This window comes from Planobispora longispora, assembly GCF_016863135.1.
Lineage (GTDB): Bacteria > Actinomycetota > Actinomycetes > Streptosporangiales > Streptosporangiaceae > Planobispora > Planobispora longispora.
This window is the reverse complement of sequence record NZ_BOOH01000062.1, coordinates 1-25,846: the sequence shown is the minus strand read 5'-3', so window position 1 is coordinate 25,846 and position 25,846 is coordinate 1. Positions and strand designations below refer to the sequence as shown.

At 70.0% G+C, this 25,846-nt stretch carries 20 protein-coding genes; 13 read left to right on the top strand and 7 right to left on the bottom strand.

Features of this window, described 5'->3' with window-relative positions; genetic code table 11:
- Window positions 1-130: 130 nt before the first annotated feature.
- The 6 genes from Plo01_RS34950 (at window position 131) to Plo01_RS34925 (ending at window position 7,158) form a co-directional block, all read left to right on the top strand.
- Complete coding sequence (locus Plo01_RS34950) at window positions 131-574, top strand: hypothetical protein (protein ID WP_203895053.1); 444 nt, start codon at window positions 131-133, stop codon at window positions 572-574.
- A gap of 10 nt (window positions 575-584) precedes the next feature.
- Window positions 585-1,250, top strand: a complete 666-nt coding sequence (locus Plo01_RS34945; protein ID WP_203895052.1) for a B3/B4 domain-containing protein — start codon at window positions 585-587, stop codon at window positions 1,248-1,250.
- Between the two features lie 251 nt (window positions 1,251-1,501).
- Window positions 1,502-5,164, top strand: coding sequence for a multifunctional oxoglutarate decarboxylase/oxoglutarate dehydrogenase thiamine pyrophosphate-binding subunit/dihydrolipoyllysine-residue succinyltransferase subunit (locus Plo01_RS34940; protein WP_203895051.1), 3,663 nt, complete (start codon window positions 1,502-1,504; stop codon window positions 5,162-5,164).
- A gap of 103 nt (window positions 5,165-5,267) precedes the next feature.
- Window positions 5,268-5,444: a DUF6104 family protein gene (locus tag Plo01_RS34935; RefSeq protein ID WP_176728604.1), complete on the top strand. Its 177-nt coding sequence runs from the start codon at window positions 5,268-5,270 to the stop codon at window positions 5,442-5,444.
- A gap of 117 nt (window positions 5,445-5,561) precedes the next feature.
- Window positions 5,562-6,359 carry a DUF4097 family beta strand repeat-containing protein gene (locus Plo01_RS34930; RefSeq protein ID WP_203895050.1) on the top strand — a complete coding sequence of 266 codons (798 nt, stop codon included), beginning with the start codon at window positions 5,562-5,564 and terminating at the stop codon, window positions 6,357-6,359.
- A 67-nt stretch (window positions 6,360-6,426) separates the two neighbouring features.
- Entirely contained in the window at window positions 6,427-7,158 is a 732-nt protein-coding gene (locus tag Plo01_RS34925; RefSeq protein WP_203895049.1) for a PadR family transcriptional regulator, read from the top strand.
- 164 nt (window positions 7,159-7,322) lie between these two features.
- Here Plo01_RS34925 and Plo01_RS34920 read toward each other — a convergent pair whose 3' ends face one another.
- The 3 genes from Plo01_RS34920 to Plo01_RS34910 form a co-directional block, all read right to left on the bottom strand.
- On the bottom strand, window positions 7,323-8,279 hold the full coding sequence (locus tag Plo01_RS34920) for a zinc-binding dehydrogenase (protein WP_203895048.1): 957 nt from the start codon (window positions 8,277-8,279) through the stop codon (window positions 7,323-7,325).
- 85 nt (window positions 8,280-8,364) lie between these two features.
- The gene (locus Plo01_RS34915; protein ID WP_203895047.1) at window positions 8,365-9,300 is read right to left on the bottom strand and encodes a hypothetical protein; all 936 of its coding nucleotides are present in this window, start codon (window positions 9,298-9,300) and stop codon (window positions 8,365-8,367) included.
- Window positions 9,301-9,360: 60 nt separating this feature from the next.
- Window positions 9,361-10,851 (bottom strand): acetyl-CoA acetyltransferase, encoded by a 1,491-nt coding sequence (locus Plo01_RS34910; RefSeq protein ID WP_203895046.1) that lies wholly within the window; start codon window positions 10,849-10,851, stop codon window positions 9,361-9,363.
- Window positions 10,852-11,169: 318 nt separating this feature from the next.
- Between Plo01_RS34910 and Plo01_RS34905 the strand changes: the two genes are divergently transcribed.
- Together Plo01_RS34905 and Plo01_RS34900 are read left to right on the top strand one after the other, a co-directional pair.
- Window positions 11,170-12,282, top strand: coding sequence for a trypsin-like serine peptidase (locus Plo01_RS34905; protein WP_203895045.1), 1,113 nt, complete (start codon window positions 11,170-11,172; stop codon window positions 12,280-12,282).
- A gap of 411 nt (window positions 12,283-12,693) precedes the next feature.
- The gene (locus Plo01_RS34900; RefSeq protein WP_203895044.1) at window positions 12,694-15,465 is read left to right on the top strand and encodes an endonuclease/exonuclease/phosphatase family protein; all 2,772 of its coding nucleotides are present in this window, start codon (window positions 12,694-12,696) and stop codon (window positions 15,463-15,465) included.
- Between the two features lie 87 nt (window positions 15,466-15,552).
- On the opposite strand, the gene Plo01_RS34895 is transcribed toward Plo01_RS34900, so the two are convergent.
- A complete protein-coding gene (locus tag Plo01_RS34895) occupies window positions 15,553-15,960 on the bottom strand; it encodes an SSI family serine proteinase inhibitor (RefSeq protein ID WP_203895043.1) in 408 nt (135 codons plus the stop codon).
- A gap of 317 nt (window positions 15,961-16,277) precedes the next feature.
- Between Plo01_RS34895 and Plo01_RS34890 the strand changes: the two genes are divergently transcribed.
- The 3 genes from Plo01_RS34890 to Plo01_RS34880 all read left to right on the top strand — a co-directional run bounded on the left by Plo01_RS34890 (window position 16,278) and on the right by Plo01_RS34880 (window position 21,230).
- Entirely contained in the window at window positions 16,278-17,834 is a 1,557-nt protein-coding gene (locus Plo01_RS34890) for a trypsin-like serine peptidase (protein ID WP_239317670.1), read from the top strand.
- A 267-nt stretch (window positions 17,835-18,101) separates the two neighbouring features.
- Window positions 18,102-19,271 (top strand): trypsin-like serine peptidase, encoded by a 1,170-nt coding sequence (locus tag Plo01_RS34885; protein ID WP_203895042.1) that lies wholly within the window; start codon window positions 18,102-18,104, stop codon window positions 19,269-19,271.
- A 450-nt stretch (window positions 19,272-19,721) separates the two neighbouring features.
- Window positions 19,722-21,230 carry a trypsin-like serine peptidase gene (locus Plo01_RS34880; RefSeq protein ID WP_203895041.1) on the top strand — a complete coding sequence of 503 codons (1,509 nt, stop codon included), beginning with the start codon at window positions 19,722-19,724 and terminating at the stop codon, window positions 21,228-21,230.
- A gap of 128 nt (window positions 21,231-21,358) precedes the next feature.
- Here the strand turns inward: Plo01_RS34880 and Plo01_RS34875 are convergent, their stop codons facing one another.
- Entirely contained in the window at window positions 21,359-22,717 is a 1,359-nt protein-coding gene (locus Plo01_RS34875; RefSeq protein WP_203895040.1) for an NsdA family TPR-like regulatory protein, read from the bottom strand.
- A 319-nt stretch (window positions 22,718-23,036) separates the two neighbouring features.
- A complete protein-coding gene (locus tag Plo01_RS34870; protein ID WP_203895039.1) occupies window positions 23,037-24,227 on the bottom strand; it encodes an NAD(P)-dependent malic enzyme in 1,191 nt (396 codons plus the stop codon).
- Between the two features lie 280 nt (window positions 24,228-24,507).
- Between Plo01_RS34870 and Plo01_RS34865 the strand changes: the two genes are divergently transcribed.
- The gene (locus tag Plo01_RS34865) at window positions 24,508-25,053 is read left to right on the top strand and encodes a CGNR zinc finger domain-containing protein (protein WP_203895038.1); all 546 of its coding nucleotides are present in this window, start codon (window positions 24,508-24,510) and stop codon (window positions 25,051-25,053) included.
- Here the strand turns inward: Plo01_RS34865 and Plo01_RS34860 are convergent.
- Window positions 25,008-25,370, bottom strand: coding sequence for a S24 family peptidase (locus tag Plo01_RS34860; RefSeq protein ID WP_275415450.1), 363 nt, complete (start codon window positions 25,368-25,370; stop codon window positions 25,008-25,010). The two genes, Plo01_RS34865 and Plo01_RS34860, sit on opposite strands and share 46 nt — an antisense overlap.
- A gap of 39 nt (window positions 25,371-25,409) precedes the next feature.
- On the opposite strand from Plo01_RS34860, the gene sodN reads away from it, so the two are divergent.
- Entirely contained in the window at window positions 25,410-25,811 is a 402-nt protein-coding gene (gene sodN, locus Plo01_RS34855) for a superoxide dismutase, Ni (protein ID WP_203895036.1), read from the top strand.
- Window positions 25,812-25,846: the final 35 nt, after the last annotated feature.

Below are 25,846 nucleotides of genomic sequence, written 5' to 3'. Positions count from 1 at the left end.
GCATTCCTCCGGCGGCCGCCCTGCTCTTTCCCGGCTCGGGGTAACGAGTGGGTCCCGGGGTGCTTCCGCTGTTGCTCTGGATGGACATAGACCTCTATAACCCCCTTTTAGTGACAATCAGGGGGATTTCATGCAGGAAAGCAAGCAGCTCCGCAGAACCGTACGGCTGATCGCGGCCGTGCTGGGCGGGGCGCTGGTCGCGGGAGTGGTCGTCGGCGTCGTGGCCCGGCTGCTGATGAGCGGAATCCTGTTCGCCGCCGGCATGCCGACCTCCTTCTCGGCGGGGGGAACGGCGGGGGTTCTCATCGTCTTCACCGTGCTCGCCGTACCGGCCGCCGCGACCGCGGCCGCCCGTCCCGCGATCAGGCACGCGGGACGGTGGGCGACGACGGCCGTGACCGGATGGGGCTCCGCGCGAACCGGCCTCAGCGACGCCAAGGTGCTGCTGCTGGCGGACGAGAGCCGGCTGGCGGTCATCGCAGGGGTGATCGTGGCGTTCGCGGTGACGGTGGCGGCCCACGGGTGGCTCGCGCAGTACGCGGCACGCCGCCTCGCCGGCCCGCGGGAGCCATAAACTGGCACCCGTGATCGAGGACATCTGGATCGACCCCGCCGTCGCCGAACTGCGGCCGGACTTCGCCGTGCTCGCCGTGGGCGCGTACGGCCTGCGCAACGGCCCCACCGACGACCGGTCCCGCGCCTGGCTGGCGGCGGCGGCGCAGGACGCGGTGACGGCCGAGGATCCGAAGGTCGAGGCGTGGCGGGAGGCCTACCGGTCCTTCGGCGCCAAGCCGCAGCGGACCAGGCCCTCGGTGGACGCGCTGGTGCGGCGGATGCCGCTGCCGGAGATCAACCTGGTGGTCGACGCCTACAACACGATCAGCGTCCGGCACGGGCTGCCGATCGGCGGCGAGGACCTGGCCCACTACGAGGGGACGGCCAGGCTGGTCCGGGCGGCCGGGGACGAACCCTTCGACGTGATCGAGAAGGGCGAGCCCGCGATCGATCACCCCGAGATCGGCGAGGTCGTCTGGCGGGACGACCGCGGCGTCACCTGCCGCAGGTGGAACTGGCGGCAGTGCGTGCGGACCCGGATCACCGAGGAGACCGTGGACGCGCTGTTCCTGCTGGAGCGGCTGGCGCCGATGTCCCCGGAGGAGCTGCGGGCGGCCGGGAGCGAGCTGGCCGCGCTGCTGGAGGAGATCACGCCCGGCGTCCGGATCGAGTCCCGCCTCGTCGGCCCCGCCTGACCGCCTCGTCGGCCCCGCCTGGCCCCGCGCCCGCCCGGCATGACCCCGCGTCGGCCCGGCCTGACCGCCCCGAGCGCCGTGGCCGCGCCGATTACCGTGAGATAGGCCACCAAAGGCGACCCTTTTGAGTGCTTCTGGGAAGATCGGGCGGGGAGCTGGGACCAGGCGGACGCATGGCCGGGTCCATGAGAGTAGCCTTGGACAGGTTCTCCATCATCAACGCCGATCTGCGGAAGAGGGCGATTTCCGCCGTGTCGTCTGAGTCGTCGCGGACAAACCCGCTGGCAGCCTTTGGTCAAAACGAATGGCTTGTCGACGAGCTGTACCAGAAGTACCTCCAGGATCCCGAGTCCGTCGACCGGGCCTGGTGGAACTTCTTCGCTGACTACACCCCTGATTCCGGGTCCGGCAAGGCCGCGGCCCAGGGGGCGGCCACCGCCGCTCCCCCGACACCCGCCACGGCCCCGGCAACCCCGGCCGCCGCGACGACTACCCCCACAGCGCCGAAGGCCGAGGCTGCCCAGGCGGACAAGCCCAAGCAGGAGCCGCAGTTGCCCGCCGGTGCCGAGGAAGTCCGACTCCGTGGCGCGGCCGCCCGAACGGCCGCCAACATGGAGGCCAGCCTCGTGGTGCCCACGGCGACCAGCGTGCGCGCCGTCCCGGCGAAGCTGCTCATCGACAACCGCATCGTGATCAACAACCACCTGTCGCGCGGGCGCGGCGGCAAGGTGTCGTTCACGCACCTCATCGGCTTCGCGATCGTCAAGGCCGCCCGGGTCATGCCGGAGATGAACTTCTCCTACGCCGAGATCGACGGCAAGCCGGCGCTGGTCAAGCCCGAGCACGTCAACCTCGGCCTGGCCATCGACATCCAGAAGGGCGACACCCGTCAGCTCCTGGTGCCCTCGATCAAGGGCGCCGAGGAGATGGACTTCCGCCAGTTCTGGATGGCGTACGAGGAGATCGTGCGCAAGGCCAGGGGAGGCAAGCTCGGCGTCGACGACTTCGCCGGCACCACGATCTCGCTGACCAACCCCGGCACCATCGGCACCGTGCACTCGGTGCCGCGCCTGATGCCGGGCCAGGGCGCGATCATCGGCGTCGGCGCGATGGAGTACCCCGCGGAGTACCAGGGCGCCTCCCCCGACACGCTCTCCCGCCTGGCGGTGAGCAAGGTCATGACGCTCACCAGCACCTACGACCACCGGATCATCCAGGGCGCCCAGTCGGGCGACTTCCTGCGCCGGATCCACCAGCTGCTGCTGGGCGAGGACGGCTTCTACGACGAGATCTTCGAGGCGCTCCGGATCCCGTACGAGCCGGTCCGCTGGGTCCAGGACATCTCGACCACCCACGACGACGACGTGGCCAAGTCCGCCCGCGTCATCGAGCTGATCCACGCCTACCGGGTCCGCGGCCACCTGATGGCCGACACCGACCCGCTGGAGTACAAGCAGCGCAAGCACCCCGACCTCGACATCAAGTCGCACGGGCTGACCCTGTGGGACCTGGAGCGCGAGTTCGCCACCGGCGGCTTCGGCGGGCGCCCGCTGATGAAGCTGCGCGAGATCCTGGGCGTGCTGCGCGACTCCTACTGCCGCACCATCGGCGTGGAGTACATGCACATCCAGAACCCCGAGGAGCGGGCCTGGATCCAGGCGCGGGTGGAGCGCCCGCACGTCAAGCCCGACCGCGAGGAGCAGCTGCGGATCCTGGAGCGGCTCAACACCGCCGAGGCGTTCGAGACGTTCCTGCAGACCAAGTTCGTCGGCCAGAAGCGCTTCTCCCTGGAGGGCGGCGAGTCGCTGATCCCGCTGGTCGACTCGGTGCTCTGCGCCGCCGCCGAGGACCAGCTCGACGAGGCCGTCATCGGCATGGCCCACCGCGGCCGCCTCAACGTGCTGGCCAACATCGTGGGCAAGTCCTACGGCCAGATCTTCGGCGAGTTCGAGGGCAACATCGACCCGCGCACGGCGCACGGCTCCGGCGACGTGAAGTACCACCTGGGCGCCACCGGCGACTTCGTCTCGCCCAGCGGGTCCAAGATCAAGGCATCGGTCGTGGCCAACCCCTCCCACCTGGAGACGGTCGACCCGGTCCTGGAGGGCGTGGTCCGCGCCAAGCAGGACCTCCTGGAGCGCGGCGAGGAGGGCTTCTCGGTCCTGCCGGTGCTCATCCACGGCGACGCGGCCTTCGCCGGCCAGGGCGTGGTGGCCGAGACGCTGAACCTGTCGCAGCTGCGCGGCTACCGCACCGGCGGCACCGTGCACATCGTGGTCAACAACCAGGTCGGCTTCACCACCTCTCCGGCCTCGTCGCGGAGCTCCGTCTACGCCACCGACGTGGCCCGGATGATCCAGGCCCCGATCTTCCACGTCAACGGGGACGACCCCGAGGCCGTGGTCCGGGTCGGCCGCCTGGCCTTCGAGTACCGCCAGGCGTTCCGCAAGGACGTCGTGATCGACCTGATCTGCTACCGCCGCCGCGGGCACAACGAGGCCGACAACCCCAGCTTCACCCAGCCGCTGATGTACGACCTGATCGACGCCAAGCGGTCCACCCGCAAGCTCTACACCGAGGCGCTGATCGGCCGGGGCGACATCACGGTCGAGGAGGCCGAGAGCGCGCTCCGCGACTACCAGGCCAAGCTGGAGAACGCCTTCGCCGAGACCCGCGAGGCGCTCAGGGAGCCGACCGGCGAGTTCCACCGCCCGGCCGACCCCGAGGTCGTCCCCTGGTCGCACGAGGACACGCCGACGGGCATCTCCGAGGAGACCGTCAAGCGGATCGTGGAGACCCAGCTCAACCTGCCGGAGGGCTTCACCGTCCACCCGCGTCTGCTCCCGGTCATCCAGCGCCGCGGCCAGATGGTCACCGAGGACCGCGTCGACTGGGGCATGGGCGAGACCCTCGCCTTCGGCTCGCTGCTGATCGACGGCCACCCGGTCCGCCTGGTCGGCCAGGACTCCCGGCGCGGCACCTTCGTCCAGCGGCACGCGGTGCTGGTCGACCGGGTCACCGGCGCCGAGCACACCCCGCTGAAGACGTTCAACCAGGGCACCACGAAGTTCTACGTCTACGACTCGCTGCTCAGCGAGTACGCCGCGCTCGGCTTCGAGTACGGCTACAGCGTGGAGCGCCCCGACGCCCTGGTCTGCTGGGAGGCGCAGTTCGGCGACTTCGTCAACGGCGCCCAGTCCGTCATCGACGAGTACATCACCGCGGGCGAGCAGAAGTGGGGCCAGCGCTCCGGCGTGACCCTGCTGCTGCCGCACGGCTACGAGGGTCAGGGCCCCGACCACTCCTCGGCCCGCATCGAGCGCTTCCTGCAGATGTGCGCCCAGGACAACATGACCGTGGCCCAGCCGACCCTGCCGGCGAACTACTTCCACCTGCTGCGCTGGCAGACGAAGTCCAACCGGCACCGCCCGCTGGTCGTCTTCACGCCCAAGTCGCTGCTGCGGCACAAGGCGGCCGTCTCGCCGGTCGCGGACTTCACCTCGGGCGCGTTCAAGCCGGTGATCGGCGACACCACGGTGGACCCGGCCGGGGTCCGCAAGGTCGTGCTCTGCTCGGGCAAGATCTACTACGACCTGGCCGCGGCCCGCGACGCGCAGGGCCGTACCGACGTGGCGGTCATCCGGCTGGAGCGGCTCTACCCGTTCCCGACGAACCCGCTCGCGACCGAGCTGGCCCGCTACGGCGACATCCAGCTGATCTGGGCGCAGGACGAGCCGGCCAACATGGGTCCGTGGCCGTTCCTGACGCTCAAGATGGCCGAGACGCCCGACGTGTTCGGCGGACGGCCGGTCAAGCGGGTCTCCCGCAAGGCCAACTCGTCCCCGGCCACCGGCTCGCACGCGACCCACGAGGTCGAGCTGCGCCAGATGCTGGACGAGGTCTACGGCAGCTGACCCGCACCGGGCGCCCGGCTCCGGGCGCCGGGCGCGCTGAGCACCACCTCGGAAGTCCCCCACGGCAGTGCCCGTGGGGGACTTCCTCGTCGTAAGGAGAACGATGTACTTCACCGATCGGGGCATCGAGGAACTGGTCACCCGCCGCGGCGAGGAGGAGGTCACCATGACCTGGCTCGCCGAGCGGCTGCGCGAGTTCGTCGACCTGAACCCCGAGTTCGAGACCCCCGTGGAGCGGCTGGCCACCTGGCTGGCCCGGCTGGACGACGAGGACGAGTAGCCCCCCGGGCGGCCCGAGGGGCCGGACGGACGGCCCCGGCCGGAATGTCGCGACACGATATATCTTGACCTCCCGCATGACGCGACATATCGTGTTTTCCAGAGGGAGGTCACACCTATGCGTCAATGGACCATCGAGAAACCCGAGCAGCTCACGTTCGACGCGGTGAGCAGGCTGAACGTGCGGATCGTGGCGGGAAGGCTCGCGGTGCTCGCCAGCGAGGGCCCGCCCGCCCTCGACGTCGCCGACGTCGGAGACTCACCCCTCATCGTGACCTACGAGGAGGACGGCACGCTCACCGTGGCCTACGAGGATCTGACCTGGAACAACATCCTGAACTGGCTGCGCCCCACCCGCCGGCACGCCACGCTCACGCTGACCGTGCCCAAGGACTGCCCGGTCAGGGCCGGGGTCGTCTCCGCCTCCGCCGTCGTCGCCGGGTTCGAGGCCCGCACCTCCGTCAAGAGCGTCTCCGGTGAGATCGTCCTCGACGGGGTCAGCGGCGAGACCCACGCCGACACCGTCTCCGGCGCCGTGGAGACCCGCGGCCTGGTCGGCGACCTGTCCTTCAAGAGCGTCTCGGGCGAGCTGACCGTGGCCCGGGGCACTCCCCGCCGGCTGAAGGCCACCACCGTCTCCGGCCGGATCACCGCCGACCTGGAGCTCCCGCCGACCGGTCACGTGACGATGAACAGCGTCTCGGGCGAGATCGTGGTACGGCTCCCGCACACGGCGCAGAGCGACGTCACCCTCCGCTCCACCTCCGGCCGGATCAGCACGGGCTTCCCCGAGCTCGCCCACGCCGGCCAGCCCGGCATGCGGACGCTGAGCGGGCGGCTCGGAGGCGGCATGGCCTCCCTGTCGGCCACCAGCGTCTCCGGCGACATCACGATTCTGAAGGGAGGGCCGGCGTGAACCAGTGCACCGGCAGCAGCAGACTCCCCGGCGCGCGCCGGGCCGGACGAACGGGCGGGGAGGCGTCATGAGTCCCGTCTTCGCCCACGGACGGCTCCGCCTCTACCTCCTGAAGCTGCTCGAGGAGAGCCCGCGCCACGGTTACGAGGTCATCCGGCTGCTCCAGGACCGCTTCCTGGGCGTCTACTCCCCCTCGCCTGGCACGATCTACCCCCGCCTGGCCCGGCTGGAGGAGGAGGGCCTGGTCACCCACGAGGTCAAGGAGGGCAAGAAGGTCTTCACCCTCACCGACCAGGGCCGCGCCGAGCTGAACGCCCGGATGGACGAGCTGGCCGAGCTGGAGCAGGAGATCTCCGACTCCGTCCGCGACATCGCGCGCGAGGTCAAGGAGGACGTGCGCGACACGGTCAGGTCGCTGCGCGAGGAGCTCACCCAGATGGCCCGGGAGGTGCGCCAGGGGGCCCGGCAGGGCGACCACGACACGCGCGAGGAGTTCCGGCGGGTCAAGGACGAGCAGCGCGAGGCCTGGCGGGAGCACAAGGCCGAGTGGAAGCGGCACCAGGCCGAGTGGAAGCACGAGACCGACCGCTGGAAGCAGGAGTGGAAGCGCATCTGGGCCTCCGGCTTCACCGGTGACTGGTCCGCCGAGGGCGACACCCGGCTCGGGCAGATGCTGGCCGAGTTCGTCGAGGAGGTCCGCCGGGACGCGGCGGAGGGGCGGGTGACCGAGGAGACCCTGGCCACCGCGCAGGACGCGCTCTACGACGCCGCCCGCCGCATCCGGGACGCGCTGCGGTGATCCTCCTGTACGGGCCCCGCCCGCCCCTGCTCCGGTCCGGGCCCGGGTCCCGGCCGTCCGCCCGGTGCTCCACCGGGCCGGGGGCGGAACCCCCCGCGCCCGGACAGGCCGTGCCCGCCGGGCGGAGGACCCCGCCACCCCCGTACGGCGCGGCCGCGCACGGCTCACACGGTGAAGACGATCTTCCCGAAGACGTCGCCCCCGTGCATGGCGGCGAACCCCTCCCGGGCGTCGGTCAGCGGGAGCGTCCGGTCGACGACCGGCCGGACGCCGGTCTGCTCCAGGAAGCGGGCCAGCCTGGCCAGCTGGTCCCGGGTGCCCATGGTCGAGCCGACCACCGAGAGCTGGAGGAAGAAGACCCGGTTCAGATCGGCCGGGGGCACCGCGCCGCTGGTCGCCCCGGAGACCACGATCCGGCCGCCGGGCCGCAGTGACTTGAGCGAGTGGTCCCAGGTGGCCTGGCCGACGGTCTCCAGCACCGCGTCCACCCGCTCGGGCAGCCGGGCGCCGCTGGGGAAGACCTGGTCGGCGCCGAGCTCCAGGGCCCGCGCCCGCTTCTCCTCCGACCGGCTGGTGGCCCAGACGCGGTAGCCGGCGGCCCGGCCCAGCGCGATCAGCGCGGTGGCCACCCCGCCGCCCGCCCCCTGGACCAGCACGGTGGAGCCGGGCTCCGCCCCCGCCTTCTCGAACAGCATCCGGTAGGCGGTCAGCCACGCCGTCGGCAGGCACGCGGCCTCCTCGAAGCTGAGCGCGGCGGGCTTGGGCACGAGGTTGCGCCGGGGCACCGCCACCCGCTCGGCGAAGGTGCCGTCATGCGTCTCCGAGAGCAGGGACCGCTTCGGGTCGAGCGTCTCGTCGGCCCCCGTGCCGATCACCGAGTGCACGATGACCTCGTTGCCGTCCTCGTCGAGCCCGGCGGCGTCGCAGCCGAGCACGATGGGGAGCCGGTCCTGGCGGATCCCCACGCCCTTGAGGGTCCACAGGTCGTGGTGGTTGAGCGCGGCGGCCTTCACCGTGACGGTGGTCCAGCCGTCGGGCGTCTTGGGTTCGGGGTGCTCACCGAGCGTCAGCCCGGCGAGGGGGTTGTCGGGATCGGTCTGCGTTGCGGTTACGGCGAACATGGCCGCACCCTACGCCCCCGCCTCCGCCCTCCCCCCGACCGGACCCGCCGACGCCCGCGACGGCGCGGTCAGGGCTCCGGTGTGATCAGGGCTCCGGTGTGATCCGGACGCCGTTGATGATCCGTCGCACGTACGCCTCGGTCCCCGAGGCGGCGAGGTAGAACCCGTTCCGGCAGACGCCGTAGTAGTAGCGGCGGCGCTCCTCGATCACGGGGAGCCGGATCTGCCCCGCGTCGCAGCCCGGCACCGGCATGAGCACCACCAGCGCCTCCCGGCCGCCGCCGAACCAGAGCTGCGGTCCGGCCTGTTCGCCCCGGAGCGCCTGGCCCGGCCGCCCGAGCACGAGCGGGGGCTTGGCGCTGAGCACGAGGTAGCCGTCCTCGGTCACCCTGCCCCGCAGGCTCTCCGCCCAGAGCATGCGCTGCTCGAAGGTCATCGGGGTCGGGACGTCGGACAGCGTCAGGGACCAGGGGCCGAAGTCGAACAGCAGGAGCTGGCCGTCGTCGCGGCCGGAGGCCTTCCAGAGCGTGACCCGCCTGCCCATGGTCCGGAGCATCGGACGCTCCCGGGCGATCTCGGCCGCCCCGCCGGACGGCGCGGTCAGCCGGCGGACGAGGTTGTGGTAACCGTCCAGCCAGCCGGTGTGAGCCGGGCGCACCCCGAGGGCGGCGAGCCTGAGATCGGGTGGGTAGTCGACCTCGGCCCCGCTCCCGTCGGGGAACACGACGTCGATGATCTCCCTGCCGTCGCGGCGCCGTACCTCCGGGTGGAGGATGTTGGGGCTCCGCTCGTCGAACGTGACGCTCGGCGCCGGGGCGGACGTCGGGGCCGGGGGCGGCGGGAGCCCGGCCGGCTCCCGGCTGGCCACCATGCCGACCACCGGGACGGCCAGGAGCGCGGCCAGGATCGCGGCCCCGATCCATCGCCGGGGACCCCGCGGCTCCTGTGCCTCGATGATGTCGTACCGACCGCCGCCGACCACGCCTCCACCCGCCTCGCCGGGGAGTGGACTTTCGCCCATCTTCGGCTCTCCGGGCGCGCGGAGGCCATGCCCGGCCGGTCACGAATTCGGATCGGTCCGTCACCAGGTCGCGACATTCACCTGCGCGTCGGGGGTCAGGTGAACCTCGCGGCCGACGAGCTCGGCGTTCTCGGCCTCGGCGATCAGGCCGGGGTGCCGGACGTGGGCGTGGGCACGGCTCCCGTCCGGCAGGTCCACGACGAGGATCCCGTGCTCGGCCGCGCCGTCCCGCCCGTGGGCGACGGTGTATCCGGCGACGGTCGCCGTCCCCTCGTGGGTGACGGTGATCGGGACGGGCTCGGCGGTGTGCACCGGGGCGGCCGCGTCCCTCAGCCCGGCGAGCCCCGCGCCGCCGCCCGGCTCGGTGGACCAGATCGCGTAGGTGTGCTTGGTCAGGTGCATCCCGACCCCGGTGACCAGGCCGTGGCTCGGTCCGGGACCCGGCTCGGCACGCAGGCGCTCGGCCATCGCCGCGGTCGAGTGCAGGACGTAGACGCTGACCGGCGCCCCGGCGTACGGCAGGCCACCGGTGACCGTCAGCCCCCGCGGGTCCAGCGGGTCGATGCCGGTCGCGGCGCAGGCCGCGCGGAGCGCGACCGCGAAGCAGCTGTAGAGGTCCAGCGCCCCGATGTCGTCCAGCCCTGTCCCCGCCCGCGCGAGGGCGTGCCGTGCCGCGGCCTCCATCGCCGGGGACGCGCCCAGCACCGGCCGGGCGGCGACCTCCCAGGTGTCCTCGGCGTAGGCCCAGCCGCGCAGGTGGATACGCCGTTCCGGGGCGATGCCCAGCCGGTCGGCGAGCCCGGCGCTGACCATGATCACGGCTGCGGCCTGGTCGACCTCGGCGAGCGCGACGGTCCTGCGGGTGTACGGCCAGCCCACGAACCGGTTGTCCGGCGCGGGCGTGACGAGCTCCTCCGGGGTGCGCACGGTCCGCTGCCAGGCATGGGGGTTGGCGGCGGCGACGCCGGTCATCGGGGCCATCATCCGCCCCCGGTCGCGCATCTCCTCCTCGATGCCCTCCCCCGCGGCGGCGCGGCGCGCGGTCTCCATGATCGGGTAGGTGTGCACGGGCAGGACCAGCCCGTGGGCCAGCTCGGCGGGGTGCGGAGGGCGTTCCCAGCCGTAGGGGCGCCGGGGGTCGGCGCGGTGGCTCCAGGCCGGATACTCCCCGGCCCGGCGCAGCGCCCTGCGGGTGGCGAGCGCCTCGGCCCCGGCGATCAGCGCCGCGTCCATCTCCCCGGCCGCGATCGCGGCGGCGGCCGCGCCCAGGAGTGTCTGCGGGGCCGTACCGCTCACCATGGAGTAGACGCGGTGACGGGGCTCGGCCTTGAGGCGCTCGGCGAGCCGCCCCACCGGGTCGTCGTACTGCCAGGACTCGGTGTAGACGACCTGGATCGAGTCGAGGCGTTCCAGCAGGCCGGGGGCTCCGGCGTCGGCCTCGGCGCGGCGGGCGGCCAGCTCCCACAGGTCCAGGGGCTCGGGGCCGGGCTGGTCGCGGACGGTGTGCTGGGCGACGCCGACGAGGCAGGGAGTTCGAGGGTCCACGCTCATGTGGACATGCAACCAGAACGTCATTCGGTTTGCTAGTCCGAAGTTCTCAAAGTTATTCGGGAAAACCTTTATGGCGTTTGTTGCGAGTGGTGCCAGCGATACTCCGATGCACGCGGTTCGACCCAGGTGAGCTGCGAGGATGCTTTTTCGTTAAATCATAACCACGCGGCATATCAATAACGACATGGCATCGAAGGGAACCGTCCCAGACTTTTTCGCGTCAATTTCTGGCCGAGCGCTTGATCCATTCAGTAGCGTTCCGATCGTTTTCCTGGCGACGGGAAGTCCCGCCCGCCGCCGAGGACGAAAGGAGCTCCATTGATTTCCCGAGCACGGCGCCTCGCGATCCCCCTCACCGGCCTCCTCATGGTCGCCGGAGCGATGGGCGCCACCAGCACCGGCGCGGGCGCCACGGCCGCCCCCGGCGACGTGGTCACCTCGGCCGCCTCGGAGTCGGCCTCCCAGGCCACCTCCTTCTGGTCGCCCGACCGCATGCGCAAGGCCTCCGACGCCACCGGCGACATCGACCTGGCCGGCAAGGGCAGGGCCTCCACGGCCGCCGGCCCCGACGGCAAGCCCGGGTCGGTCCCGCCGATCGGCCAGGAGGGCGGCAAGTCGCCCAAGAGCAAGCACGTCAACCTGCCCAACACCGTCGGCCGGGTCTTCTTCACCCTGCCCAAGGCCAACCCGATGGACCCGAAGAGCTGGAAGTACTGCTCCGGCAGCTCGATCCAGGGCAAGTACCGCAACGTGGTCGCCACCTCGGCGCACTGCGTGTACGACGTGAAGACCAACCAGTTCTACGACAACTGGGTCTTCATCCCGTCCTACTGGGACGGCGACCAGGCGTGGGAGGGCAAGAACCCCTACGGCATCTACGCCGCCCACACCTTCCACGCCCACGACGACTTCGTCGTCAAGGAGGACTACGACTTCGACTACGCCTTCGTCAACGTCCACTCCGGCTTCAAGGTGAAGTGGGAGAAGAAGAACGGCAAGTGGGTCCCGGTCATCACCAACGTCGGCCGGCTCGGCGACAACGTCGGCGGCCAGGGCTTCGCCTGGAACCAGAAGGTCAAGAGCAAGGTCTTCTCCTTCGGCTACCCGGCCGGCCCGCACCCCGACGGTGACAAGCCCTACACCGGCCGCACCATGAAGTGGTGCTACGGCACCACCGGCGCCATGCCGGCCGCCCCGCGGTACAACATCCAGGAGCACATCGGCTTCCGGTGCGCCTTCACCGCCGGCGCCAGCGGCGGCCCCTGGCTGCTGAAGTACAAGAACTCCAGCCGTACCGGCTACCTCGTCGGCGTCAACAGCGTCGCCTGGGACACCGACAAGAACGACCGGTACGACCACATCTCCTCGCCGTACTTCAACAGCGACACCTACAAGGTCTACAAGGTCGCGGCCAACCGCTGGACCAAGTAGCGACGCAACCGAGCCGGCCGTCAGGCCATTCGGCCGGCTCCAGACCTGAAAGGGCCCGATCCATCCCGGATCGGGCCCTTGTCGTGGGCGGGAAACCGCCAGGACGGTTTTCCCTCCGGAACCCACGATCCGTATCCGCGCGGTGTCCCCCTGAATTTCCAGCAGACCTAAAACATCACTTATGTCGGTGCGCCTCACCGCGAAGGAAAACATTTTGACCTGGAGACATTGACTATTAAATACGATCTCGTAAAGTCGGCGGCAGTCATCGAAGCCGCGCTCACCGGGGAACGCCGTCAGCGGCGTCACGGATCAGCCCGCTCCGGGCCGAGGCGGCAGCCGCACCAGGTCCGGAGGTCATCCTTGCGCGCCCTCGGCGAACCCACCCGATTAGTCCTGACCGTCCTCGCCATGATCGCGGCGATACTGACGGTGCCGCCCCCCGCGGAGTCCCGGGCGTCGGCCCCGGCGGCGGCCCCGGCGGTCCGCCCATTGAAGATCATGAACTACAACCTGTGCGGAGCCTCCTGCAACGGAGGGGACTTCGCGGTGGTGGACATGGTCTTCCGCAAGATCCAGGCGGAGCGGCCCGACATCGTCACACTGCAGGAGACCTGCCGGGACCAGGCCGGAAGACTCCAGGACCTGCTCGACGACGCCGGGTACGGCATGCGCTCGTACTTCTCGTCGAGCCGGTTGCTCCCCGCGCCGGACTGCGGCACCCTCCTGCCGTACAGCGCCGGCAACGCGATCTACGTGCGTGCCGCCATCCGCGACGCCGCCGACTTCGAGTTCAGGTCGACAGACCGCGGCGGCGGATGCGTGACGGCGGAGTTCGAGGTCTGGACGCGCGTGTGCTCCCTGCACGGCACGCCGAAGGACGAGGACGCGGCCAAAGAGATCAAGGAGATGGCGACGGACCTGTTCCCGCCCTCCGTCCGGCGGATGCCGTTCATCCTCGCCGGTGACTTCAACGTGACCCCGACGTGGCCCTCGCCCGAGGACCCGGCCGTGGCCATGATGTACGCACCGCAGGCCGGCGGCACCGGAGACTACTGGGAGGTGGACCAGTTCCCCGATGACTGCCCGGGGTGCCCTCCGCGGCCGGGCGGCGCCCCCACCCATCCCGGTGAAGGGAAGATCGACTACATCTTCGTGAGCGCCGCCCATTTCGACCGCGAGGTGTCCGGCCGCGTGGAGAACGAAGGCGACTGCCAGGTCGGATCGGGAGATCCCAAGCCGGACGACGCCCGCTGCTCCGACCACGACATCCTGTGGGGAGAGGCGCGGCTGCGCGTCAACGAACCCGTCCGGATCTTCCAGTTCAACATGTGCGGAGCCAGGCAGGTGCCCGTACCGGCCTGTGCCGGCGGGGCGGTGGGCTCCGCGGCCCCCGCGGTGGCCTCGTCGATCCTCGACTTCCGCCCGGACGTCGTCACCCTCAACGAGGTGTGCCGCGAGCAGTACGACGAGGTGCTGCGGATCACGGGCGCCAACGGTCACGCCCTGCACGGCCAGTTCACCGTGACGCGCGCTCCGGAGTCCGCGTGCCGCGGTTCCGGGGAACGGGGCAACGCCCTCATCAGCCGCACACCGCTGAGCGACGCGGAGACCACCGCGCTGCCCGGCGGCGCGGGACCGGATTCGTACAGCCTCACCTGCGCGGGCGTCACCCTGCGCGAACGAGCGGTGAAGGCGTGTGTGACACAGCTGAGCAGCGTGGCCGAGGCCCGGCCGGCCCAGGCCGAGGCCGTCGCCCAGCGGATCGACGGCCACATCGGCGGCGGCTTCCCGGTGATCCTCGGCGGCGACTTCCAGGCCCGCCCCTGGGACGCGGCCCTCACACCGCTGTACTCCCATCACGGCGGGACCGGCAAGCTGCACGAGGTCGACGAGACCGACACGCAGTACTTCGCCAGTCCCGAGTACAGCTGCCCGGTCGACGACCGCAGGTGCCGTACCGGCGAGGGCACCTATCCCGTCCCCGTGGCCCTGCAGTACAAGCTCGACTACGTCTTCGTCAGCGACGATTTCGCCGCACTGGACGGCGACGCCACACGAACGTCGGTCTCGAGTCACGTCCCGCTGCGGGGGTGGGCGACGCTGACCGGCGGTGACGGCGCGCCGCCGCCGCCGACGCCCGGACCGCCCCCGGGACAGAATCTGCCGCCCAGCGTGTCCGCCGGGCCCGACCTGTCCGGCGCCGAGGGGCAGCGGCTGCGGCTGGCCGGCTCTGCCAACGACCCCGAGAGCACTCCCACCGTCGCCTGGAGCTTCACCGCCGGTGACGACGTGGATCCGGGAACCACCTGCTCGTTCGAGAACGCGCACGCCGAGTCCACCACGTTCAGCTGCACCGACGACGGCACCTTCCTCGTGACCCTGACGGCGGACGACGGGGTGAACGCCCCGGTCGGCGACACCGCGCGGATCCGCTTGCGCAATCTGCCGCCCCGCCCCGCCATCACGGGCCCCCAGCCGTGGTCGGTCCATCGCGCGGGCACGCCGGTCCGCCTCGCCGCCGGCTTCACCGATCCCGGTGCCAACGACACCCACACCTGCGAAGTCGAATGGGACGACGGCGCCTCCGACTCCTACGCCGCCGCGCGGCAGGCCTGCGACCGGACCCACACCTTCGCCTCCGCGGGGATGTACACGATCAAGCTGACCGTCACCGATGACGACGGCGGATCAGGCGCCGCCGAGGTCATGGTGGTGGTCTACGACCCGGATGCCGGGTTCGTCACCAGCGGCGCGCGCATCGACTCGCCGACCGGGGCGCTGACCGGCGATCCCGGCCACACCGGCCGCGGCTCCTTCCAGTTCAATCCCAAGTACCGGCCGCACGACGAGGGCCCGGCCCCGGGCGGGGGCAAAGTGAGCTTCCGCCTCGCCGGAACCGATTTCGACCTGGACGCGACCGAGCTCGAATGGCTGGTCGTCACCCGGCACGGCAGGGCGGCTGTGAAGGGCGAGGCCACCGTGTCCGGCCGGACCGGGTACGGCTTCGTCCTGTACGGCTACGACGACCCCGACAAACTGCGGCTCGTGGTCTGGCCGCTCAGCGACGGCCCGGTCCCCGGCGGCACACCGACCTACGACAACCGGCGGACCGCGGGGTTCGACCTGGACGCCGCTCAACCTCAGGACGTCTCCGGAGGAAACGTGCAAGTGCATAAGTGAGCGCGTCCGCCGCGGCCCGATCCCCGATCGGGCCGCAGCACGCCCGCGGCCGGGGTGACGCCCCGGCCGCCGTACGGGACCGGGCGGCTAGAAGTCGAAGAGCGGGCCGGTGGCGGCGAGCATCGCGCAGAAGTTGCCGTAGGTGTGCTCGAAGATGATGTTCTCGCCGTCCCAGGTGCCGACCGCGAACGCCTTGACCGGCTTGTACTCCGTGGTGCACGACCGGTTCCGGTCCCGGGCGATGGCGGCCGGGTTGCCGCGGGCCTTCTCCAGCGCCTCGCACGACTTGGTCCCCTTGCGGTGCGTGCCGCCCGGCGGGTCGCACTGGAGCACCGCGTACCGACCGGTGAGCAGGTCCTGGTTGTCGTCGGCGACGGCCAGCATGAACGCCCTGTCCGGAGCGGGCGCGCGGTGCGGCGAGGACGGCGTGGCGGCGGAGGCCGTACCGGAGAGCAGGAGAGGCGTGGCCGCGGCCAGAACGAGAAGACGTCGCATGGAACCCCCCGATTGCGCATGACGTCGATCGTTCCAATCGTCTCCGGGGGCGTCCGGCCTGGCAACCACCCGGCCCGGCGTTTCAGCAGATCAGCACGGTGATACGGCGGGAGCACGCCGAGTAGATCAAGAAGAGGTAGATCAGACGTCGGCCTGACGGTTTCGGTTCCGTCGGTTGCGTAACAACAACGTAACGGTCTCCATTGATGTCTGATTTATGCCTCTTTAAGGCTTCTTTACCGGCTACGGTCTCGTCTTGTCTCTTTACGCATGCGTGAGCCGAGTCCCGAGAGGCTCATGACAAAGAAGGAGCTTCTGTGAACCCCCGAGCCAAGCGCCTTGCCCTGCCCCTCGGCGGAGCCCTGGCGGCCACGTCCATGATCGGCGTCACCCTCGCCGCCGGCACCGCCCAGGCCGCCGCGCCCGACCGCAAGACGGTCACTCTCGCCTCATCCGGTAACGCGAAGGCCATCGCGGGCTACTGGACCCCCTCGAAGCTGAAGTCCGCCACGACCTACGTCGCCGAGAGCACCGCCTCCGGCCGCCTGAAGGTGGGCGGCTCCCGCGCCTCCGCCGACGGCAGGGCCGGCACCGTCGCGCCGATCGGCGAGGAGGGCAAGTCCGCGGGCCGCTCCCGGAACGTCAACCTGCCCATCACCGTGGGCAAGGTCTTCTTCATCGACGACAAGGGCCGGGAGCGCTGGTGCTCCGGCTCCTCGGTGCAGTCGAAGTACCGCAACCTGGTCGCCACCGCGGGCCACTGCGTCTACGACACCGACACGAACAAGCCGTACAACAACTTCGTGTTCATCCCCGGCTACCACCAGGGCAAGGCGCCCTGGGGCATCTACGTCGGCGCCAAGGTCAACATGCACTACGACTTCGACGTCTATGAGGACTACGACCGGGACTACGCCTTCGTCAACGTCTACAACGGCATAAAGCAGCAGCCGGAGAAGGAAGTCGACTACAAGACCTTCAAGGCGCATGTCGACAAGGGCGGTGTGGGGCGCGAGGAGCCCAGGACCGTCGACTTCGAGACCTACGACCGGTGGACCCAGAAGGGCGGCATCGGCAAGGTCGAGAACGTCTCCTCCGAGGACCAGGTCGGCCCGCAGTACAACGGCGCCATCGCCGTCGCGGTCGAAGCTGAGAAGTGGGACTGGGACAAGGCCTCCGGTGACGTCTACGGGCTGAAGGACGACAAGGTCACCCGCGACGGCAAGGTGCTGGACCAGAAGGACTGGCCGAAGAGCGGTTCCAAGCTCGAGACCCGCACTGAGAACGTCACCAAAGCTGAGTACGAGGCCTACAAGGGCCCGGGCTACCGCAAGATCGATGACCGGGGCAACTACACCATCACCCACTACTACGTGGTGAAGTACATCAAGAAGACCTCCTCCGTGAAGTATGTGATCTTCCGTCACTACATCACCGCCATCGCCGACGCCGGCCGGCTGGGCGACAACGTCGGCGGCCAGGGCTTCGCCTGGAACCAGAGGACCGGCAAGAAGGTCTTCGCCTTCGGTTACCCGGCCTCCGCGCACCTGGACGGCAACAAGGTCTACACCGGCCACACCATGAAGTGGTGCTATGGGACGACCGGCAACGCCCCCGACGTCCCGGCGTACAAGGCCGAGGAGCACCAGGCCATCAAGTGCGCCTTCACCCCCGGCGCCAGCGGCGGCCCGTTCCTGCTGCAGTACAAGAACAGCAAGCGGACCGGTTACCTCAACGGCGTCGTGAGCCTCACGATCGACAGCGACGGCAACGACCGCTACGACCGGGTCACCACGCCGTACTTCGACGGCGAGACCTACGGCATCTACCGGTACGCCGCCAACCTCTGGACCGGGAAGCTCCCGCTCTCCTAGTTCCTGTCCCGGTGCTCCCCGGCACGGCCCTCACCGAGGCCCGCCCGGGGAGCATCAGGGATCCGCACGGCCGCGAACCACGAGGGGCCCGGGACATACCCGGGTCCCTTCCGGCACTTCACATGGTGCTTACGCATCCGTCGGCAGGATTGCCGAATGGCCGGGGAAGACCGGCTCGACCCAGCTGGCTGCGTAAAACCAAGTGGATCTGGAAAAATCAGTCTTTAACTACCTCTTGTAGCTCCCTGGACCGGAAGGACCGTCCCCATGTCCCCCCGCGCACGGCGGCTCGCGACCACTCTGGGCGCCCTGGTCGCTGCCTGCGTGACGGCGACATCCGCTCTCCCCGGGAGCGCCGCGGCCACCCCCTTCGAGTCGGTGCCGGGCAGCGTCACCTCCCTCATACTGACCAAGAGCAGCGCGGACATGAAGCGGATCGCGGAGTACTGGAATCCGGCCCGGCTCAAGCAGGCTCAGGACAACAACCCCGCGACCCCCGAGGTCAAGCCCAGCGAGGGCACGCCCTCGTCGGCCCCGACGTCCGCCTCGCCCACGCCCAGCGGCGAGGCGACCGCCACCACGGCCTCGGGCGGGGAGAACACCACGACGACCACCACCCCGGCCAAGACCGCCACGCCTCAAGCGGTCAGGCCGACACTCCCGAAGAAGCGGCAGCCCGCCACCGGCACCTCTCCGATCACCGTCGGGAAGGTGTTCTTCCGGATCGGGGACAAGGACTACTGGTGTTCGGCGTCCTCGATCGCCTCCGCCAACGACAACCTGGTCGCGACGGCGGCGCACTGCGCCTACGACGCCAAGACGGGCAGGCCCGCCGAGTACTGGATCTTCATTCCGGGCTACGACAGGGGCGCCACGCCGTACGGGATCTACGTCGGGCACTCCGTCAACCTGCACGAGCGCTTCGTCAGCTGGGGTGACTACGACTACGACTACGCCTTCATCTCCGTCCACGGCGGGTTCCGGTGGAAGCCGGGCAAGACCGCCGGCTCCTACCAGATGGAGGCCGTCGGCAGCCTGGAGGACAACGTCGGCGGTCAGGGACTGGCGATCAGGCGCGGCACCAACCTGCTCACCTACGCCTTCGGCTACCCGGCCGCCCCCCACAACGACGGGAGCAGGCCGTACGACGGGCAGAGCCTGAAGTACTGCGGCGGGCGCACCCGCAAGCAGATCGCCCCCGCCCGCCTCGTGGAGCACGGCATCGCGCTGAAGTGCCCGTTCACCGCGGGGGCCAGCGGCGGCCCCTGGCTGGTCGACTACGACCCCAAGACCGCCCTCGGCTACCTCAACGGCGTCAACAGCTTCGCCTGGGACACCGACGTCGACCGCAAGTACGACCTGATCTCCTCGCCGTACTTCATCGCCTCGACCTACGTGGTCTATCACTGGGCCGGCAGCCAGCGGGCGCCCTCCTAGGCGGAGCCGCTCCGAACGATCCCTCTCACCTCGCGGGACCCGGCACGTGCCGGGTCCCGTCCGCTTTTCCGGGGTTTCCGCACCCGCGTGCCTATGCCCCGGCAGCGGATCGTGCGCGTTAGACGTGGCGGAGCCCGGATCGGTGCCATCGGTTCCATGTGATCTGCGTCACACAGAGATGGCTACTGTCCGCATACGGCTACTCACGCCACATCGGCACCACTTACACCAATCTTACGGTGATCTGCGGAAACGCGGCAGAGCGACGGATGTGACGACTGTGACCCCAAACCTCCGATTGGGTCACGAGAAGGTCACGAGCCCCAGAGGTTTCATCTGAGCCCTCGGATCGACTTCCACTTCTCAAGATCAGCACTGTATGTTCCTGGTTATCCCTTTACTGACGCATGGGACGCAAGATGCGTTCCACGACAGACCAAGGAGTTTCCCTTGAAGCGCATTCTCATCCCCGCCGGCGGCGCCATCATCGCCACCGGTCTGCTCGCCGCCGGCCTGGCCGGCACCGCCAGCGCCGACCCGCGCTGGGAGTACGACACGATGGCCAAGGACGCTCCGGCCGCCGTCGACGTTGCCGAGTACTGGCTGGGCCACAACGGTGAGGCTCAGCGCCTCGCCGCCGCCACCGCCTACAACTGGGAGACCAAGCCCAGCTCGACGCTGAGCGTCGGTGGCGGCTACGTGGCCGACGGCAAGCCCGGCTTCGCCGCGCCGATCGGCGAGGAGAAGAAGACCACGGCCAAGGTCAAGAACATCAACCTGCCGAAGACCATCGGCAAGGTGTTCTTCGTCGACGACAACGGCAACCCGCGCTGGTGCTCGGCCACCTCCATCCAGGCCAAGTACCGCAACCTGGTCGCCACCGCCGGTCACTGTGTCTACGACGAGGCCCAGAACGGCAGCGTCATGGACAACTGGATCTTCGTCCCGGGCTACTACCAGGGCAAGGCTCCTTACGGTGTCTACGTCGGTAAGACCGCCTACACCCACTACGACTTCGCCGTGTACGAGGACCGCGACCGCGACTACGCGTTCGTGACCGTGTACAACGGCATCCGCGTGGGCGGCGGCGCTCCCAAGGTCGTCACCAAGGACGTCTTCGACAAGTACGACGGTCTCAAGGGTGTCAAGACCACTGAGATCTCCCAGGCCGAGTACGAGAAGTGCCGTGACTTCAACGGCAAGGAGACCTCGGACTGCTACGCCAAGACGTCCGAGACCCAGGAGCTCGTCGGTCCCGACCACGCCGACGCCGTTCAGGTGAAGGAGGAGGTCTCCAAGGAGGCCTACGCCGCGGCTCCGGCCGGCAACGTTCAGGGTGCCAAGGACTACGAGGTCACCGAGAACGTCACCGAGACCGAGTACAAGAACTACACCGGTCCCGGCTACCGCAAGATCGACGCCAACGGCAACTTCACGATCACTCACTACTACGTGAAGAAGTTCGTGAAGAAGAGCAGCACGACGAAGTACCTGAAGGACACCTTCATCATCGTCGAGGGCTGGATCCGTGACGCCGGTCGCCTCGGCGACGTGGTCGGCGGCCAGGGCTTCGCCTGGAACCAGAAGACCGGCCAGAACGTGTTCGTCTTCGGTTACCCGGCCCTGACCCACCCGGACGGCAACAAGCCGTACACCGGCATCACCCCCAAGTGGTGCTACGGCAAGACCTCCGGCAAGGTCTACACCAACGCCTCCTACAAGATCGAGGAGCACGTTGCGATCAAGTGCGCGATGACCCAGGGCGCCGACGGCGCTCCGTGGCTCATCAAGTACAGCAACGCCAAGCGCCTCGGCTACGTCAACGGTGTCACCAGCACCTTCGTTGACCAGGACGGCAACGGCCGCTGGGACTACAACACCTCGGCTTACTTCGACGGCGAGACCGCCGCGATCTACGCCAAGGCTGCCAACGTGTGGTCCGGCTCGATCGTCAAGTAGTTCTGACGATCACCTGAGCTCGGGGGTCCAAACCCCGGACTCACCTGCTTCACCCGAGGGGCTCGGCTTCGTGCCGGGCCCCTCGGCCTTTTCCTGCGGGTTCCCGCAAAGACGGTCCCGTCAGGCCGTCAGGCGGGGACGAGCTCTCCGATCCGCCGGTCCAGCTCGGCCACCTCCGGCTCCGTGGCGTACGGCTTCAGGCGGTGGCGCAGGTCGGTCATGTAGGAGCGGGTCCGGGCCGACTGGAGGCCGCCGGCCAGGTCCAGCGCCTCGCCCGCCACCGCGCAGGCCTCCTCCACCTCCCCGCTCCGCACCAGCCCCGCGGCCAGCAGCGACAGGTTGAACATGCGCCCGCGCACGAACCGCCCGTCCATCTCCAGCGACCGCCGCGCGTGCCGTACGGCCTGCGGGCCGTCCCCCAGGTCGCGGAAGCAGTGGGCGAACTTCGCCGAGAGGTAGGCCTCGTCGAAGTAGGTGATCCAGTCGGGTTCGTCCGCGGTCTTCCTGCGGTCGAAGGCCACCTCCGCCCGGTGCAGCGCGTCGGCGCAGGCCGGGCGGTCGTCCAGCAGCGCGTGGGCGTGCGCCTCCAGCACGAGCGCCTCGGCGAGCAGGGAGAAGACCCCCGCGCGCTGGGCGGAGAGCTGGGCGGCGCGGGCCAGGTCGAGGGCGTGGGCCGGCTGGCCGATGTAGATGGCCTGGTGGCTCATCCCGGCGAGGATCTCCCCGCTGAGCCCGTGGTCGCCCGCTCCCCTGGCCAGGCGGAGCGCCTGGACCAGGTAGCGCTGGGCCACGCCGTGGTGCTCCAGGTCGTAGGCCATCCAGCCGGCCAGCCTGGTCAGCTCCGCGGCGGCCGCGGCGAGCTCCTTGCCGGTGGCCTCGGCGTACGAACCGTCGTTGAGCAGCGGCGCGACCGCCGTGTCCAGATATTTCACGACCGCCGAGCGGATCCGGCCGCCGCCGAACCTGTTGTCCAGCTCACCGAAGGACCGGGTCACCTCCCGGATCGCGGCGATGTCGGCCTTGCCCACCCGTCGGGGACCGCCGGCGACCGGGCGGGCCTCCATGGGCAGGATCGGCCATCGCAGAGCGCCGACGGAACCGGCTCCGATCACGAAGGTGGAGTCGAGCAGGAATTTGCGCCTCTCCACATCCGCTCGCCAGAGTGCTGTCACGGTTGCAACCCCCTCATGCCAGGTATGGGTGATGCCCTGCCCGAGGTCGAGGGGGGCGGACACTGCGGGCAGTCCTAATTCCTCCGAGCCCACCGTCCGGCCGAGGCGGCGGGCGAAGACCCCGGCGAGCAGCTCGGGTGCGGGGTCCTTCGGCCGCCGGCCGCTGAGCCAGCGGCCGATCGAACTGTGGTCGTATCTCAACCCGGGCACGCCCCAGGCGGTGCCGAGATCGTTGAGCTTGCGGGCCAGTTCCTTACGGGTGAGGCCGGCCTCGGTCATGAGCCTGCTGAGCAGCCGGTTGGGCTCGCGTTGCATCGCTCTCCTCGCAGATAGGAAACGCGGGGAGCGCATGAGGACGCATCCGGCGTCCTCTGCGCGCACATCCGTCCCTCGTGCGCGCCCAGCCCGAGAAGATAACGGAGAGCTTCCTTTATAGCACGTTCAGTAACAGGACTTTACGTTTCCGTGAGATAGAACTCTCCGGAAAGTAAGACGCCCTCGCCGGTCGGCGAGGGCGTCCGCATGACGTCACCGTCGCGCGGGTGGCGGCGACGGATCGCGTCCGCGGATCCGTGCACGGGTCGGAGTCACGGATCCAGGCTGGGAGCCGGCCTCTGCGGGCCGGGGCCGCGGCTCAGAGACGGGCGACCCCGTCGAGGCGGGCCTGGGCGGCGACCGCGGCGGTCACCGCGGGGGCGACGCGCGCGTCGAACGGGCTCGGGATCACGTAGTCGGCCGAGAGGTCGTCGCCGACCACCGCGGCCAGGGCCTCGGCGGCGGCCACCTTCATGTTCTCGGTGATGGTGGTGGCGCGGACGTCGAGGGCGCCCCGGAAGACGCCGGGGAAGGCCAGCACGTTGTTGATCTGGTTGGGGAAGTCGGAGCGGCCGGTGGCGACCACCGCGGCGTGCCTCCTGGCGACCTCCGGGTGGACCTCGGGCGTCGGGTTGGACAGCGCGAAGACGATCGCACCGGGCGCCATCGACGCGATGGCCTCCTCCGAGACCGTCGAACCGGACAGGCCGATGAACACGTCCGCCCCGGCCAGGGCCTCCTCGGTGCCGCCCCGCAGGCCCGCCCTGTTGGTGTCGCGGGCCAGGGCCTCCTTCACCGGGTTGAGCCCCGCGCGGCCCTCGTAGATGATCCCCCGCGAGTCGGAGACCGCGATGTCGCCGATGCCGGCGCCCAGCAGGATGCGGCTGACCGCGACACCGGAGGCCCCGGCGCCCGCGACCACGGCCCGCAGCCCGCCCAGCGGGCGGCCGGTCAGCCGGGCCGCGTTCTTCAGCGCGGCCAGCGCGACGATCGCGGTGCCGTGCTGGTCGTCGTGGAAGACCGGGATGTCCAGCAGCTCGCGCAGCCGGTCCTCGACCTCGAAGCAGCGGGGGGCGCTGATGTCCTCGAGGTTGATGCCGCCGAAGGAGGGGGCCAGTCGCGCCACGGTCTCGACCAGGGCGTCGACGTCGGTGCAGTCGAGGCAGATCGGCACGGCGTCGACGTTGGCGAACTGCTTGAACAGCAGGGCCTTGCCCTCCATGACCGGCATGGCGGCGGCGGGCCCGATGTCGCCGAGACCGAGCACGGCGGTGCCGTCGGAGACGACGGCCACGACGTTGGAGACCCACGTGTAGTCGTTGACGAGCTCGGGCTCCTCGGCGATCGCGGTGCAGACCTTGGCCACGCCGGGGGTGTAGGCGAGGGACAGGTCGTCGGCGTCGCGGACGGGGACGGTCGAGCGGACTTCCAGCTTGCCCCCGCGGTGCAGGGCGAAGGCCGGATCGAGATCGAGGGATTCGAGGGAAATGGAGGATGGCGTGACGGCCACAGCGACCCCTGTAGTTCAGTCAGACAGACGGATGTTCCTTCGTGCAGACGCCGCGGGGAGCGTGGCCCGGCTTCGGTAGCCGCTCGGGTCTTACTACGCGGGAGCGGACGTCTGGAGGGGGTACGGGGGTCACCCGTTGCTCGATTGTGCCACATGCTGAGACTGAGATGGTTGACAGAGGTTGCGCACTTTCATTGACATCCTGTTAATCACGTCACTCGTGTAATACTCGGAGTCGCCTCCCGTCGCTTACATCGCCTCCCCGGAACCGGACCTCCCTGTGGATCTGACCACCTACGCCGAGCTGGCCGTCCTGCTCGTCAACAGCCCCGACCGCCTGGCCGGCCTGGCGGGGCTGCGGGCGCTGCTGGAGGAGAGCGGGCGGGCGGAGCAGGCCGGCCATCTGGACCGGGACGACCTCGGCGCCCTGCGCGACCTGCGCGAGGAACTGGTGGCCGTGTTCGAGGCCGCCGCGGAGGGGCACGAGCGCGAGGTGGTCGACCGGCTCAACGCGCTGCTCCGGCGCCACCCGGTCCACCCGCAGATCTCCGCCCACGACGGCGAGCCGTGGCACATGCACCTCACCGAGGGCGGCCGCTTCTCCGACCAGTACATCGTGGGCGCGGTGATGGGCCTGGCCGCCATCGTCACCGGCCTCGGCGTGGACCGCCTCGGCCTCTGCCAGGCGTCGCCGTGCCGCCGGGCCTATCTCGACACCTCCTCCAACCGGTCGCGCCGCTACTGCTCCGAGCGGTGCGCCAGCCGGGCGAACGTCGCCGCCTACCGGGCCCGCAAGAAGAGCGACCAGGCTCGCAGCGGGCGATAGCGCAGGACCACCCGGCCCGTCACGGGGACGGGGCCGAAGTCCCAGCTGTCCCGGCGGCCGGAGGCGCGCTGGTTGTCGCTCTCCAGCCACCAGGCGTCGCCGTCACGCCACCGGGCGCGCTTGACGATCAGCGTGCCCGGGTCGGAGGGGAGGCGGGCGACGACGAGGTCACCGGGGCGGATCCGGGCGCCGCGCCGTACCCAGAGCCAGTCGTCGGGACGGAGCGCGGGGAGCATGGATTCCCCTTCGACACGGACTCTCATAGAGCGCTGGCCCCCTTTGAATACGGCCGCCCGAAGACGAGTAAGGTCGGTCATGGACCATGCTGATCTCCGGCATCAAGGAAGGATTTTCCGATGCTCGCACGACTCCTGCGCCCCAGGCACGTCGCCTCGGCCCACTGCGACCTGCCCTGTGGGGTCTACGACCCCGCCCAGGCTCGCATCGAGGCCGAGTCGGTCAAGGCCATCATGGAGAAGTACGCCGCCAACGAGGACCCGGTCTTCCGCTCCCGCGCGCTTACCATCAAGGAGGAGCGGGCCGAGCTCGTCAAGCACCACCTGTGGGTGCTGTGGACCGACTACTTCAAGCCCCCGCACCTGGAGGCCTACCCGCAGCTGCACCAGCTCTTCTGGGACGCCACCAAGCTCGCGGGCGCCGCCGGCGCCAAGGGCACCGTGGACGTCGTCAAGGCCGAAGAGCTCCTCGGCAAGATCGAGGAGATCTCCAAGATCTTCTGGGAGACCAAGGCCGCCTGACCCCCGGCCGCCGTGCGCAGCACGGCCATCGACCC

Coding starts and splice junctions, on each gene's coding strand:
- Plo01_RS34925 (WP_203895049.1), top strand. CDS start 6,427: ATGAGTCCCGTCTTCGCCCACGGACGGCTCCGCCTCTACCTCCTGAAG.
- Plo01_RS34860 (WP_275415450.1), bottom strand. CDS start 25,370: ATGACCGACCTTACTCGTCTTCGGGCGGCCGTATTCAAAGGGGGCCAG.
- Plo01_RS34920 (WP_203895048.1), bottom strand. CDS start 8,279: ATGTTCGCCGTAACCGCAACGCAGACCGATCCCGACAACCCCCTCGCC.
- sodN (WP_203895036.1), top strand. CDS start 25,410: ATGCTCGCACGACTCCTGCGCCCCAGGCACGTCGCCTCGGCCCACTGC.
- Plo01_RS34935 (WP_176728604.1), top strand. CDS start 5,268: ATGTACTTCACCGATCGGGGCATCGAGGAACTGGTCACCCGCCGCGGC.
- Plo01_RS34950 (WP_203895053.1), top strand. CDS start 131: ATGCAGGAAAGCAAGCAGCTCCGCAGAACCGTACGGCTGATCGCGGCC.
- Plo01_RS34900 (WP_203895044.1), top strand. CDS start 12,694: ATGATCGCGGCGATACTGACGGTGCCGCCCCCCGCGGAGTCCCGGGCG.
- Plo01_RS34910 (WP_203895046.1), bottom strand. CDS start 10,851: ATGAGCGTGGACCCTCGAACTCCCTGCCTCGTCGGCGTCGCCCAGCAC.
- Plo01_RS34915 (WP_203895047.1), bottom strand. CDS start 9,300: ATGGGCGAAAGTCCACTCCCCGGCGAGGCGGGTGGAGGCGTGGTCGGC.
- Plo01_RS34875 (WP_203895040.1), bottom strand. CDS start 22,717: ATGCAACGCGAGCCCAACCGGCTGCTCAGCAGGCTCATGACCGAGGCC.
- Plo01_RS34885 (WP_203895042.1), top strand. CDS start 18,102: ATGTCCCCCCGCGCACGGCGGCTCGCGACCACTCTGGGCGCCCTGGTC.
- Plo01_RS34895 (WP_203895043.1), bottom strand. CDS start 15,960: ATGCGACGTCTTCTCGTTCTGGCCGCGGCCACGCCTCTCCTGCTCTCC.
- Plo01_RS34930 (WP_203895050.1), top strand. CDS start 5,562: ATGCGTCAATGGACCATCGAGAAACCCGAGCAGCTCACGTTCGACGCG.